Genomic DNA, 12510 nt, shown 5'->3' on the forward strand with positions numbered 1-12510 from the left:
GACGTGTGAAGATGGCACGACGTGCCATATAGGCGTACGGTGCGGCTGAACCTCATGAACGGAGCAGCACCATGAACCGCTTTGACGGACGCCGCGTACTGATCACCGGAGCCGGTTCGGGCATCGGCCGGGCCGCCGTCCACCGGATCCTGGCCGAGGGCGGCCGGGTGGTGGCGGCCGATATCGACGAGGCGGGGCTCAAGGCCACCGCCGACCGCGCCGCCGCGGACGGCGTGGCCGGCCGCCTGGTGACCGCGCCGCTGGACATATCCGACGAGGCGGCCGTCCGGGCCGGCGTCGCCGCCGCGGTGTCCGGCCTCGGCGGCCTGGACGTCCTGGTCAACGCGGCCGGCATCCTGCGTTCCTCGCACACCCACGAGACCGGCCTGGACTTCTTCAACAAGATCATCGCGGTCAATCTGACCGGCACCTTCCTGATGATCCGTGAGGCGCTGCCCGCCCTCCTGGAGGGCGACTCCCCGGTCGTGGTCAACTTCAGCTCCACCTCGGCCTCGTTCGCGCACCCGTACATGTCGGCGTACGCGGCGAGCAAGGGCGGTATCCAGTCGATGACGCACGCCATCGCGAGCGAGTACAGCAAGCAGGGGTTGCGCGCGGTGTGCGTGGCGCCCGGCTCCATCGCCAGCAACATGACCAGCGGTCGCGGCCCGGGGCTGCCCGAGGACGCCGATATGAGCCTGTTCACCAAGCTCGCCCCGGCCATCGGCCAGGGCTTCGCGGGCCCGGAGACCGTCGCGGGCGTCATCGCGATGCTGGCCTCGCAGGACGGCGCGTTCATCACCGGCACGGAGATCCGCATCGACGGCGGCACCCATATGTGAGCCGGTTGAGCCCTCCGCGGAGGTGGCCGGGGGAGGTCGGGACGGCGGGAAGGGCGCGGTGCCCGCGCGTGTGGCGTCGGGAGGGGCGCAGCACGTGCGGGTGCCGTGCCCTTCCCGGTATCCGCCGGGGTGCGGCCGCCCCGGGCTCAGGCGGGCCGCCGCGCCCCGTCGTCGGCTGGGGCGTCGTCCCTGCCGTCCTCCGTGCCGTCGTCCTTCGTGCGGAGCATCGCGAGCACCATGGTCACCACGGCGCCGCCCACTGCCCAGGCGGCCAGTACCAGCAGCGGCCCGGTCACCGCATGGTCGCGGAAGTACGCGACGGAGCGCGCCGCCCAGGTGCCCGCGCCCGGTGGCAGCGCGGGGCCGAGTGACCGCCAGAACGGTGGCAGCAACGGGTACGGGTAGGCGCCGCCCGCGCTCGGGTTGCCGAACACCACGATCAACAGGATCGCCAGGCCGATGCCGATGACGCCCAGCAGTGCCTGGAAGGCCAGCGTGCTGGCCCCGACCGCGAAGACGATCAGGGCGCCCAGCCCCCACAGTCCCCAGATGCTGCCGGGCAGCGCGCCGAGGACCGGGCCGACGATGAGCGCACCCGCCAGCCCGGCGACCGCCGCATAGAGCGCGAGCGCGGCCAGCCGGATGACCGCCCGCGCCCCGTTGGCCGGGCGGGCGCCATGGCTGATGGCGAGGATCGCGGCGCACAGATAGCCGCCGACGCACCAGCCCACGACGAGGTAGAAGGACGTCAGGCTGCGGGCGTCACCGCCGGCGGCCGGGACGATGTCGATCGTGCGCACGGTGCGCTGCCGGGACTTCTCCGCCGCCCGGACGACCAGCTCGACGGCCTGCGAGAGCGAGGCGCCGCCGCCGCTCGCCACCAGGAGCCGGTCGGTGGTGCCGCGGGGATCGACGAGCAGCGCGGCATCGATCGTCCGGTCCGCGATCTGTCGGCGCGCCTGCCGCTCCGAGGTCACCGCGCGCGGGTCGAGCGGTGACCCGGGCAGCCGGTTCAGCTCGGCCACCAGCTGCCCGCGGGCCTGCGCGGGGGCGACCACGCCGAGCGGCACATCCACCGGCCTGGGGTCGTGGAAGGCGCCCGCGTACGACGTGATGAACGCGACCATCAGGCCCAGTACGCCGACCACCAGCAGCGCGGCCCGGGTGGTCACCGCGCTCTTGACCTCCTCGGTGAAGGTCATGCGGGTGCGGGTGCCGTCGTCCGTGGTGGTCATGGCCCATATCTTCCGGGCGGCGGTGGGGGCGCGCAGATCGGACGGGGCCGATCGACGGAAGGCCGGGCGGCGGAAGCCGGTCGAGGGAAGGCCGGGCCGGCGGGCTGCGGCGCGGGTGTGCCCTCTCCGCGTGTTCGTACGAATGTTCGAGTTCGCGCTATGGTGGAGGGAGGAATCAGGGGGACTCGGGATGAGCCGGGGGGCGGATGAGGCGCAGGAGGTGTGGATGCCCGGGTTCACGCATCTGCACACCGCTTCGGGGTTCTCCCTGCGCTACGGTGCCTCCCACCCGGAGCGGCTCGCCGAGCGCGCCGCCGAGCGCGGGATGGACGCCCTCGCGCTGACCGACCGGGACGGCCTCTCCGGGGCCGTACGGTTCGCCAAGGCCGCCGCCGAGGCCGGTATCCGCCCGCTGTTCGGCACCGAACTCGCCGTGGCGGAGCGCGAGCCGGCCGTCGAGGCCCCCGCGGCCACCGCCCGCCGGCGCACCCCGGTGCGCGGCGGCGCCTTCCTCGACGAGTCCGCCGCCCGCGTCGTCTTCCTCGCCCGCGACGGCGCACCCGGCTGGGCCGCCCTGTGCCGGCTGATCTCCGCCGCCCACGCCGGCCGGCCGGAGCGGCCCGCCGTCCCCTGGGGCGCCCTGGAACAGGCCACCGACGGCCTGACCGTCCTGCTCGGCCCGGACTCCGAGACCGGCCGGGCGCTGGCCGCCGGCCGCCCGGACCGCGCCGCCCGCCTCCTCGCCCCCTGGCGCGAACTGTACGGCGACGCGCTCCGCCTGGAGGTCGTCGACCACGGCCGCCCCGGCAGCGGCCCCGGCTCCCCGCGGCTGGCCGCCCGTACCCTCGGCTTCGCCGTCGACCAGGGCATCCGCGCCGTCCTGACCAACGCGGTTCGCTACGCCGACCCCGGCCAGGGCCCGGTCGCCGATGTCCTGGACTCGGCCCGCCGCCTGGTCCCGGTCGACCGCCGCCCCGAGGCCCGGGACGGCGGCGAGCGCTGGCTCAAGGGCACCGCCGAGATGAGCCGGACCGCCGACCGGATCGCCGAGGCGGCCGGATTCCGCCGCGGCCTCGCCCACCGGCTGCTCGCCATGACCGAGGAGACCGCCGGCGAGTGCCTGGTCGACCCCCGGGACGACATCGGGCTCGGCCGCATCCACTTCCCCGAGCCCCACCTGGTCGGCGCCGGCCGCCGCACCGCCGCCCGGGTGCTGCGCTCCCGCTGCGCCGCCGCGATGGTGCTGCGCGGCTACGACCGCGACCGCACGCGGTGGGAGCGGCTGCACGACGAGCTCCGGACGATCGAGCGGCTCGGCTACCCCTCGTACTTCCTGACGGTCGCCCGGGTCGTGGACGACGTACGGGAGAGGGGCATCCGGACCGCGGCCCGCGGGTCCGGCGCCGGATCCCTGGTCAACCACCTCCTGGGCATCGCGCACGCCGACCCGGTCGAGCACGGGCTGCTGATGGAGCGCTTCCTGTCCGAGCGGCGGGCGGCGCTGCCGGACATCGACATCGACGTGGAGTCCGCCCGCCGGCTGGAGGTCTACCGTGCGATCTTCGACCGCTTCGGGGAGGAGCGGGTGGCGACCGTCTCGATGCCCGAGACCTATCGCGTACGGCATGCCGTACGGGACGTGGGCGCCGCGATGGGCATGGACCCGGCGCGGGTGGACCGGCTCGCCAAGGCCTTCCCGCACATCCGCGCCCGCGACGCGCGGGCCGCGCTGGCCGAACTCCCCGAGCTGCGCGGCGTACAGGAGGCCGGCGGCGAGCGGCTGTGGCAGCTGGTCGAGGCGCTGGATGCGCTGCCGCGCGGGATCGCCATGCACCCGTGCGGGGTGCTGCTCTCGGATGCCACGCTGCTGGACCGGACGCCCGTCGTGCCCACCAGCGGCGAGGGGTTCGCCATGGCCCAGTTCGACAAGGACGACGTGGAGGAGATGGGGCTGCTCAAGCTCGATGTCCTGGGCGTACGGATGCAGTCCGCGATGGCGCACGCGGTCGCCGAGATCGGCCGGGCCACCGGGCGCCGCATCGACCTCGACGACCCGGCGCAGGTGCCGCCGGGGGATGAGCGGACCTACAGCCTGATCCGCTCCACCGAGACCCTCGGCTGCTTCCAGATCGAATCGCCCGGCCAGCGCGATCTGGTCGGCAGGCTCCAGCCCGCCACCTTCCACGACCTCGTCGTCGACATCTCCCTCTTCCGGCCGGGGCCGGTCGCCGCCGATATGGTGCGGCCCTTCATCGAGGCCCGGCACGGCCGCAGGCCGGTCCGCTATCCGCACCCCGACCTGGAGGAACCGCTGCGCGAGACCTACGGGGTGGTGGTCTTCCACGAGCAGATCATCGAAACGCTGCGGATCATGACCGGATGCGGGCGGGACGAGGCGGACGAGAAGCGGCGCGCGCTGTCGCACCCCGAACTCCAGGGGCGGGTGCGCGCCTGGTTCGCGCAGCGGGCCGAGGGGCGCGGCTACCCCCCCGACGTCATCGCGCACACCTGGGAGATCGTCGAGGCCTTCGGCGCGTACGGCTTCTGCAAGGCGCATGCGGTCGCCTTCGCGGTGCCCACCTACCAGTCCGCCTGGCTCAAGGCGCACCATCCCGCGGCCTTCTACGCCGGGCTGCTCACCCACGACCCCGGCATGTACCCGAAGCGGCTGCTGCTCGCGGACGCCCGGCGGCGCGGGGTGCCGGTGCTGCCGCTGGATGTGAACCGGTCGGCGGTCGCCCATCGAATCGAACTGGTGTCCGGTGGAGATGATTCCCGTGGTGTCTGGGGGCTGCGGCTCGCCTTCTGTGACGTCCACGGGATGAGCGAGGCCGAGGCGCGGCGGATCGAGACCGGGCAGCCCTACCGCTCGCTCCAGGACCTGTGGCAGCGGGCCCGGCCGTCCCGCCCGGTGGCCGAACGCCTCGCCCGGGTCGGCGCGCTGGACTCCTTCGGCGCCAACCGGCGCGATCTGCTGCTGCATGTCGCCGAACTGCACCACCACCGACGAAGCGCCCCCAACGGCCAGCTGACGCTGCATACGGATCGGGAGACCCCGGCCGATGCGGTCGAGCCGGCGGGGCTGCCCGACCTCGGCGACGTCGAGCGGCTCAGCGCCGAGCTGGGCGTCCTCGGCATGGACGCCTCCCGTCATCTGATGGCCGACCACCGGGAGTTCCTCACGGAGCTCGGCGTGCTGCCGGCCCGGCTGCTGCGCGGCACCCGGCACGGCGAGACGGTGCTGGTCGCCGGGGCCAAGGCGGCCACCCAGACCCCGCCGGTCCGCTCCGGCCGCCGGGTCATCTTCACCACCCTCGACGACAGCACCGGACTGGTCGACTGCGCCTTCTTCGACGATTCCCACGAGGCCTGTGCGCACACCGTCTTCCACTCCTGGCTGCTGCTGGTCCGCGGAACGGTCCAGCGCCGCGGGCCGCGCAGCCTCAGCGTGGTCGGCGCGGCCGCCTGGAACCTCGCCGAACTGGCCGAACTGCGCCGCGAGGGCGGCCTGAAGGCGGTCGCCGCGCGGCTGGCCGCCGGACCGGACCGCCCGGCCGCGGCACCCGGGGAGGAGCCCGGGCCGGCCGCCGGCCCTTCCCCCGCCGCCCCCGCCCGCACCATCCGCCTGGAGACCGGCTACGAAATGCACCCGTGGGCCGACCTCCAGCCCGCCGGTGAACGCGCCGCCACCGGCCGCAAGCTGTGGCACTCCAGCCCGGGGAGCGCGGGATGAACCCCGGTGCGGGCCCCGCCGCCCCGCCGGACCCGGCCGCCGCGCGCCCGCCGGCCACCCTCCATGTGCGCTTCCGGACCGCCGACGGTACGCCCGTCGGCGCCGACCGGTACGAGCAGCTGCTCGGCCTCCTGGCGCAGTTCACGCCGGTGGTCGAGGCGCTGCCGCCGGACGCCGCGCTGGCCGACGTCCGCGGCGCGCTGCGCTACTTCGACCGGGACGCGGAGGGCATCGCCGAGCTGATCCGGCTGCGCGCGCTGGCCTGGTACGGCATGCGGTGCACCATCGGGATCGGCGCCAACCCCCTGCTCGCGCGGATGGCGGCCCAGACCGCGCCGCCCGGCGAGATCCGCGCCGTCCCCTCGGACGACGGCCCCCTCACCTCCTTCCTCGCCCGCCGCCCGGCCTCGGCGCTGTACGGCGTCGGACCCGCGACCGCACGCACCCTGTGTGCGTACGGACTCGACAGCGTCGAACGGATCGCCGCCGCGCCGCCCGCCACGCTCCAGCGGATCCTCGGCGCGAGGACCGGCCGCGCGGTGCACGAACGGGCCCGTGGCATCGACCCGACGCCGGTGACGCCCAACGCCCCGTCCCGCTCGATGGGCGCCGAGCACCGCTTCGCGCACGACGAACTGGACCCCGTACGGCGCCGCCACGCGCTGCTCTCGCTCGCCGACGACCTCGGTGCCCGGCTGCGCGCGAGCGGGCAGGCGGCCCGTACCCTCACCCTCACCGTCCGCTACGCCGACCGCACCACCACGACCCGCACCCGGCGGCTGGCCGAACCGACCGCGCACGGCCCCGCGCTCACCTCGGCGGCCTATGCGCTGCACGCCGCGCTCGGCCTGCAGCGGGCGCGGGTACGGGCCCTGGCGCTGCGGGCGGAGGATCTGTGCCGCGCCGAACTCGCCGCGCGCCAGCTCATGTTCGACCCCGTCGACGACAAGGCGCACCGCATCGAGGCGGCCGTCGACCGGGCCAGGGCGCGCTTCGGGGCCGGCGCCGTGCGCCCGGCGGCAAAGCTCGACGGCGGGGCCGGGCCCGGGTGGCCGTAAGGCCTCCTCGGCCGCCGTGAAGATGATCGGCCCGGCCGTGGCATGCGGGCCAAGCACTCCCCGGCGCGCTTCGTACCCGGACGTCCGGTAAAGGTTCCGTGTCGCTTCCTTCACCGTCACGCGACTGGCCCCTTCTGCTTACTCGGCCGTAACTTACTTGACAGTCAACTGCGTTGGCCCTTGCGATCCGGATCGCAGGTGAACGGCTCACCGAGCACTTCGGAGTCCCCTCACCCCGCAAGGAGCATCGTATGAAGCTGCGCTGGTCAAGAGCGCTGACTCTCTTCCCCGCCCTCGCCCTGGCGCTGGGTGTCACCACCTCCCCCACCCCCGCCGCGGCGGCCCGCCCGTCGCCCACCACCACCCCGGCCGAGGACGCCGCGGGCCGCCCCTACCGAACCGTCAGCAGCGGCTGGAACAACTTCTCCTGCAAACCCTCCGCCGCGCACCCCCGCCCGGTGGTCCTGGTGCACGGCACGCTCGGCAACTCCGTCGACAACTGGCTGGGCCTCGCGCCCTATCTGGTGGCCCGTGGCTACTGCGTCTTCTCCCTCGACTACGGCCAGCTGCCCGGCGTCCCGCTCTTCCACGGCCTCGGGCCGGTCGACGCGTCCGCCCAACAGCTCGCCACCTACGTCGACCGGGTGCTGGCCGCCACCGGAGCACACAAGGCCGATCTCGTCGGCCACTCCCAGGGCGGCATGATGCCGCGCGTCTACCTCAAGTTCCACGGCGGCGCGGACAAGGTGAACGCGCTCGTCGGGCTGGCTCCCGACAACCACGGCACCGATCTGAACGGCCTGACCCGCCTCCTGGAGCACTTCCCGGACGCCGAGAAGTACCTCGGCGAACTGACCCCCGGCCTGACGGACCAGATCGCCGGCTCCGACGTCCTCAACCGGCTCAACGAGGGCGGCGACACCGTCCCGGGCGTGCACTACACCGTCATCGCCACGAAGTACGACGAGGTCGTCACGCCGTACCGGTCGGGCTTCCTCGACGGCCCCGATGTCCACAACGTCGTGCTCCAGGACCTGTGTCCCGCCGACCTGTCCGAGCATGTGGCCATCGGTACCGTCGACAGGATCGCCTTCCACGAAGCGGCCAACGCCCTCGACCCCGCCCACGCCACCCCCACGACCTGCGCATCGGCCTTCTGACCCCGCTCCCCTCCGCCGGGGGCCTCAGCGGTCGACCCGCCGGGCGGCCGTGCGGACGAGCGCTCCGCGCAGCGTCAGAAAGGAGAACGAGGCCACCGCCAGCAGAAGGGGAATCAGCAGCAGCCGTCCCGAGAAGGCAAGCACCACGACCGTCAGCACGGCGCTGGCGATCACGCCGCAGCACAGGGGAGTACGGCGCGGCAGCAGCACCAGCGCGGCGGCGAGGCCGGCCAGGGTCACGGCCGCCAGGCAGGTGGCGGTCGCCTCCATCAGCACCGGGAGACCGGCGCCGCGCCACCGGGCCGCCACGGCCAGGAGCACGGCGGCCGTGCCCAGCACCGCGAGCGAGCGGCGCGGCACCTCGCCCGGCTCGCCGCCCTTGGCCAGCCAGCGGGGCGCCGCCCCGTCCCGGCCGAGGGCGGCACCGAGCCGGGAGGCGCCGGCCAGATAGGAGTTGACCGCCCCGAAGGTGAGGAAGAGCGCCGCCGCCGCGGCGACGGGGCGGGCGGCGACGCCCACGCTCCGGGCGAGCAGATCGGTCAGCGGGGTGTCGGTGCCGGCCGCGGCCGGACCCAGCGCGCCGACCGTGACGAGCGCCAGGCCGAGATAGAGCACGCCGACGACGGCGAGGGTGTTACGGGTCACCCGCGGCAGGTCCCGCCCGGGGTCGGCGAATTCACCGGACAGATGGCTCGCCGCCTCCCACCCCGCGAACGCGAAGAACAGCACCGAGGCCGCCGAGCCGACCGACGTCCAGCCACCGGGCATGAACGGGGTGAAGTGCGCGGCGGTGACGTGCGGGGCGGCGGCCAGCACCGCACACAGCAGCACCGCCGCCAGCAGCCCGCCGAGCATCAGCTGCACCCGCCCCGACATCCGCAGCCCGAACGCATTGGACGCCAGCGACCCGGCCAGCACCAGAGCGCCGACCGCCGCCGCGCCCGCCTCGCCCCAACCGGCCGCGTCGGCCACGTACTTCCCGCCGATCCAGGACGCCGAGACCACCCCGATCGGCACCGCCCCGTAGAACCACCACCCCACGACGGCCGCCGCCCGCGGCCCGATCGCCCGGTGGACGAAGGTGGCCACGCCCCCGCCGTCGGGGAACCGTACGCCGAGCGCCGCGAAGGAGGCGGCCACCGGCACACACATGGCCAGCAGAACGGCCCAGGCCAGGACCGAGGCGGGGCCCGCCGCGTCGGCGGCCAGGGACGGCAGGGTCAGCACACCGGGGCCGAGCACGGCACCCGCGCACAGCGCGGTACCGCCGCCGACGCCCAGCCGCCGTACATCCGGCCGTGCAGAAGCGGGGAGAGTTGTCTTTTGCGCGGTCACAGTTGCCGAACGTAGCCGTAGGATTGATCAACTTTCGTCCTCGCCGAACGAAATTCGGCCCAGGCCGCACCATGGACACCATGGACGACATTGATTCGGCGATTGTCCGCGAACTGCAGCGCGATGCACGGCAGACCAACCGCGAACTGGCCCGCATGCTGGGCATTGCCCCCTCCACCTGCCTGGAACGGGTCCGCGCGCTCCGCGCCCGCGGCGTGATCACCGGCTATCGCGCGACGGTGGACCTGCGCGCCCTCAACCGCCCCGTACAGGCCCTGCTCACCGTCCGCATCCGCCCCCTGAACCGCGAACTCATCGAGCGCTTCAAGGCGTTCCTGGTCTCGCTGCCCGAGGTGCTCAACGTCTATGTCGTCGCGGGCGGCGACGACTTCCTGGTCCACGTCGCCGTACCGGACGTCGACCGGTTGCACGGGCTGCTGATGGACGAGGTCTTCAAGCGCCGCGAGGTGGTCGACTGCCGTAGCTCGGTCATCTATCAGCATGTCGCCAACGACATCATCGGCCCGCTGCCGGCCAACGGCCCCGCCGACGCATGACGACGCGGCGCCGCCCCCTCCGAGGTGGGGAAGGGGACGACGCCGCGGGACGCCGGGGACCGTCGCAGTCGGGCCCCGGCGAGTGGGGGGCGGTGGTAGGAAAGCTCTCCGGTCACGGGGCGAAGCCGTCAGCGGCCCCTGCCCCGGTTCACCCCGCCGTACGGGGTCAGTTGCGGCCTCGGGCCGCCTTGCGCCGGGCCGTGCCGAACAGGACCGCGGCCCCTGCGGCCAGTACGGTGGCGCCGCCGATCGCGACCGGGGCGGTCGAGCCGTCCCCGCCCGTCTCGGCGAGCCGCGTGCCGTCGGCCGGCCGGGCGGCGCCGTCGGGGTGCGTGCCGCCGGAGTGCGCGCCACGGCCCTGGGCGGCGCCGTCCGAGGGGGCCGCCTCGGTGTGCGGGGCGCCCGCGTCATGGCCGTGCCGACTCATGTCCATCGACGACTTGTCCGCGCCTGCCGCGATCTGGGCGTCCGTCGGCGCGGACGCGGCCGGCGCGGGGGTGGCGGCGGACCCGGCGCCCGCCCGGCCACCGCTGTCCTTGCCGAACACCACATCCGAGCAGGTGTAGAACGCCTCCGGGCTGTCCGACCGCTGCCAGATGCTGTAGATCAGATGGCGCCCGGACCGCTGCGGCACCTTCCCGTCGAAGACGTACTCACCGTTCGTCAGCGTCGGGTCGGTCACCTTCACGAACGGCTTGGCCTCCAGGTCCGACCACTTCAGCGGCTTGGTCGGGTTGTAGCCGTCCTTGGTGAGGTACAGCTCGAAGGAGCCCTTGTGCGGGGCGGTGGCCTTGTAGTGGAACGTGTGGCTGCCGGCCCGCATCGCGGACGACGGCCAGTCGGCACGCGGCAGGTCCAGCCCCTTGTACTTGTCGTCGCCGCCGCTGCACAGCTTCCCGTCCGGGATCTTGGTCTTCGACTGGCCGCCGGCGTTGCCGTCCCGCACCGCGTTCCAGTCGTAGAAGGCCTGCGCGCCACTGGCCTGCACAGCGGCCTTGCACGCCGCGGACTTCGGGCTCTCGGGCCCTTCCGCGTAGCACGCCGAGACCCGGCTGACGGGGTCCGACATCGAACCGTGCGCCGCGGCCGGACTTGCGGTCAAAACGGTCAGCGCGAGCGGCGCGAGGCCGGCCAGCGCGATCGCGGTGGCCTTCCGGCCGGCCGTACGACTGGCCGTACGCGTGGCCGTGCGACGAGCGGTCATCGTGGGGGTCTCCTTCATCGGTACGTCGAGCGGGGCGGGCGGCAAGACGGGACGTGGGGGGTCGGGACACATGCCCGGTGCCGTCCCCCGGTGAGCGGCGCCGGGGCACGAACCCCGCCTTGCGAGAAGCACGCTAGCCCCGCTGAACAGCGGATCTGAGGGCCGAAGCCCGATCCTGGAGATCCTTATGGTCCGTTTAAGGCGGCACTAAGCGGGGGCACAGGCAGGGGTGCCCAAAGCGGGCATGTGGAGCGGGGGTTGGGGGGCGGGAGCCCGCGACGGTCCGGGGTGTCCCCTGAATTCGCCTCCGTCACGGACGGCGGTAGCCGGCCCGTTCCATGCCCGCCACGGGGTCGCGCGTCAGCGTCGGACAGGCCGGGTATGCGGGGTCTCCCACCTCCAGCGCGGCGAACAGATCGAGGTCGTGCCGCGCGAAGCGGTGCAGGTGCGGGAGGAGGAGCTCCCGCTCCTCGGCGGACAACGGCTCGTCGTGCCGGTCATCGCGGGTGCTGTGCATGCCCGCACGGTACGGCCGACGGTGGCAGCGGCAGCGGCGGGCGAGGTCCGCTCGCTGCCGCATTGTCAGTGGTCCCTGTCACCATCGGGGTATGGAGATCGAGAAGTCCGCCGACCGGACCGAACCGCCCCCGCCCGGCTCCGGCGCCGCCTACTGGGAGGCCGCCGCCGAACGCTTCGACGACGAGCCCGATCACGGCCTGCGCGACCCCGCGGTGCGTGCCGCCTGGGCCGCCCGGCTGCGGTCCTGGCTGCCGTCCGGGCCCGCCGGGATACTCGACCTCGGCTGCGGTACGGGAAGCCTGACGCTGCTCGCCGCCGAGCAGGGGCACCGGGTCACCGGCATCGATCGCTCGCCCGCCATGATCGCCCGGGCCCGCGCCAAGCTCGCGGGGCGGGCGGCCCGCCTCCTGGTCGGGGAGGCCGCCGAACCGCCCGTGGGGGAGCGGCGGTTCGATGCGGTCCTGGTACGGCATGTCCTGTGGGCGCTGCCGGACCCGGCGGCCGCGCTGCGCCGCTGGGCCGGGCTGCTCGTGCCCGGCGGGCGTCTGGTGCTGGTCGAGGGGCGCTGGGGCGAGGCCGAGCCGATGGGCATATCCGCCGCCGAACTGCTCCGCCTCGTGGCCCCGTTGGCGGAGCGTACGCAGCTGGAGCGGCTGTCCCACGACGCCGTCCTGTGGGGCAAGGAGGTGACGGACGAGCGGTATGCGCTGATCGCCGAGACCCCGCTGCGCGGCGGCCCGGCCCGGTGAGACCGTCAGGTCCGGTGAGACGGCCCGCCCTGGTGAGGCGACCGCCCGGCGCCCCGTCGGCGCCGGTCCGCCCCCGGTCCGCCCCCGGCCGGGCGGTGGCTTCTCCGGAGCTTCGCGA

At 74.3% G+C, this 12510-nt stretch carries 10 protein-coding genes; 6 read left to right on the forward strand and 4 right to left on the reverse strand.

Annotation, left to right across the window (positions count from 1 at the left end):
- Positions 1 to 71: 71 nt before the first annotated feature.
- Positions 72 to 842, forward strand: coding sequence for an SDR family NAD(P)-dependent oxidoreductase (locus ACIGWZ_RS38275; RefSeq protein WP_400072474.1), 771 nt, complete (start codon positions 72 to 74; stop codon positions 840 to 842).
- A 146-nt stretch (positions 843 to 988) separates the two neighbouring features.
- On the opposite strand, the gene ACIGWZ_RS38280 is transcribed toward ACIGWZ_RS38275, so the two are convergent.
- Complete coding sequence (locus ACIGWZ_RS38280) at positions 989 to 2077, reverse strand: DUF3533 domain-containing protein (protein WP_400072476.1); 1089 nt, start codon at positions 2075 to 2077, stop codon at positions 989 to 991.
- 226 nt (positions 2078 to 2303) lie between these two features.
- On the opposite strand from ACIGWZ_RS38280, the gene ACIGWZ_RS38285 reads away from it, so the two are divergent.
- The 3 genes from ACIGWZ_RS38285 to ACIGWZ_RS38295 all read left to right on the forward strand — a co-directional run bounded on the left by ACIGWZ_RS38285 (position 2304) and on the right by ACIGWZ_RS38295 (position 8028).
- Positions 2304 to 5810, forward strand: a complete 3507-nt coding sequence (locus ACIGWZ_RS38285) for a DNA polymerase III subunit alpha (RefSeq protein ID WP_400072477.1) — start codon at positions 2304 to 2306, stop codon at positions 5808 to 5810.
- Positions 5807 to 6868, forward strand: coding sequence for a helix-hairpin-helix domain-containing protein (locus ACIGWZ_RS38290; protein WP_400072479.1), 1062 nt, complete (start codon positions 5807 to 5809; stop codon positions 6866 to 6868). Before ACIGWZ_RS38285 ends, ACIGWZ_RS38290 begins: the two co-directional genes overlap by 4 nt.
- A gap of 251 nt (positions 6869 to 7119) precedes the next feature.
- Positions 7120 to 8028 (forward strand): esterase/lipase family protein, encoded by a 909-nt coding sequence (locus ACIGWZ_RS38295; RefSeq protein ID WP_400072481.1) that lies wholly within the window; start codon positions 7120 to 7122, stop codon positions 8026 to 8028.
- A 24-nt stretch (positions 8029 to 8052) separates the two neighbouring features.
- Here ACIGWZ_RS38295 and ACIGWZ_RS38300 read toward each other — a convergent pair whose 3' ends face one another.
- Entirely contained in the window at positions 8053 to 9363 is a 1311-nt protein-coding gene (locus ACIGWZ_RS38300; RefSeq protein ID WP_400072484.1) for an APC family permease, read from the reverse strand.
- Between the two features lie 80 nt (positions 9364 to 9443).
- Here ACIGWZ_RS38300 and ACIGWZ_RS38305 point away from each other — a divergent pair, with 80 nt between their 5' ends.
- Positions 9444 to 9920 (forward strand): Lrp/AsnC family transcriptional regulator, encoded by a 477-nt coding sequence (locus ACIGWZ_RS38305; protein ID WP_400072486.1) that lies wholly within the window; start codon positions 9444 to 9446, stop codon positions 9918 to 9920.
- Between the two features lie 166 nt (positions 9921 to 10086).
- On the opposite strand, the gene ACIGWZ_RS38310 is transcribed toward ACIGWZ_RS38305, so the two are convergent.
- Complete coding sequence (locus ACIGWZ_RS38310; protein ID WP_400072488.1) at positions 10087 to 11124, reverse strand: lytic polysaccharide monooxygenase; 1038 nt, start codon at positions 11122 to 11124, stop codon at positions 10087 to 10089.
- Positions 11125 to 11434: 310 nt separating this feature from the next.
- Positions 11435 to 11641 carry a hypothetical protein gene (locus ACIGWZ_RS38315; protein WP_400072490.1) on the reverse strand — a complete coding sequence of 69 codons (207 nt, stop codon included), beginning with the start codon at positions 11639 to 11641 and terminating at the stop codon, positions 11435 to 11437.
- Positions 11642 to 11732: 91 nt separating this feature from the next.
- Between ACIGWZ_RS38315 and ACIGWZ_RS38320 the strand changes: the two genes are divergently transcribed.
- Positions 11733 to 12392 (forward strand): class I SAM-dependent methyltransferase, encoded by a 660-nt coding sequence (locus tag ACIGWZ_RS38320; protein WP_400072491.1) that lies wholly within the window; start codon positions 11733 to 11735, stop codon positions 12390 to 12392.
- Positions 12393 to 12510: the final 118 nt, after the last annotated feature.

The organism is Streptomyces sp. NPDC053427 (genome assembly GCF_044544985.1).
GTDB lineage: Bacteria > Actinomycetota > Actinomycetes > Streptomycetales > Streptomycetaceae > Streptomyces.

Bases quoted from the DNA above. Each gene is read 5' to 3' on its own strand.
- ACIGWZ_RS38290 (WP_400072479.1), top strand. From the start codon at position 5,807: ATGAACCCCGGTGCGGGCCCCGCCGCCCCGCCGGACCCGGCCGCCGCG.
- ACIGWZ_RS38305 (WP_400072486.1), top strand. From the start codon at position 9,444: ATGGACGACATTGATTCGGCGATTGTCCGCGAACTGCAGCGCGATGCA.
- ACIGWZ_RS38295 (WP_400072481.1), top strand. From the start codon at position 7,120: ATGAAGCTGCGCTGGTCAAGAGCGCTGACTCTCTTCCCCGCCCTCGCC.
- ACIGWZ_RS38285 (WP_400072477.1), top strand. From the start codon at position 2,304: ATGCCCGGGTTCACGCATCTGCACACCGCTTCGGGGTTCTCCCTGCGC.
- ACIGWZ_RS38320 (WP_400072491.1), top strand. From the start codon at position 11,733: ATGGAGATCGAGAAGTCCGCCGACCGGACCGAACCGCCCCCGCCCGGC.
- ACIGWZ_RS38315 (WP_400072490.1), bottom strand. From the start codon at position 11,641: ATGCACAGCACCCGCGATGACCGGCACGACGAGCCGTTGTCCGCCGAG.
- ACIGWZ_RS38310 (WP_400072488.1), bottom strand. From the start codon at position 11,124: ATGACCGCTCGTCGCACGGCCACGCGTACGGCCAGTCGTACGGCCGGC.
- ACIGWZ_RS38275 (WP_400072474.1), top strand. From the start codon at position 72: ATGAACCGCTTTGACGGACGCCGCGTACTGATCACCGGAGCCGGTTCG.
- ACIGWZ_RS38280 (WP_400072476.1), bottom strand. From the start codon at position 2,077: ATGACCACCACGGACGACGGCACCCGCACCCGCATGACCTTCACCGAG.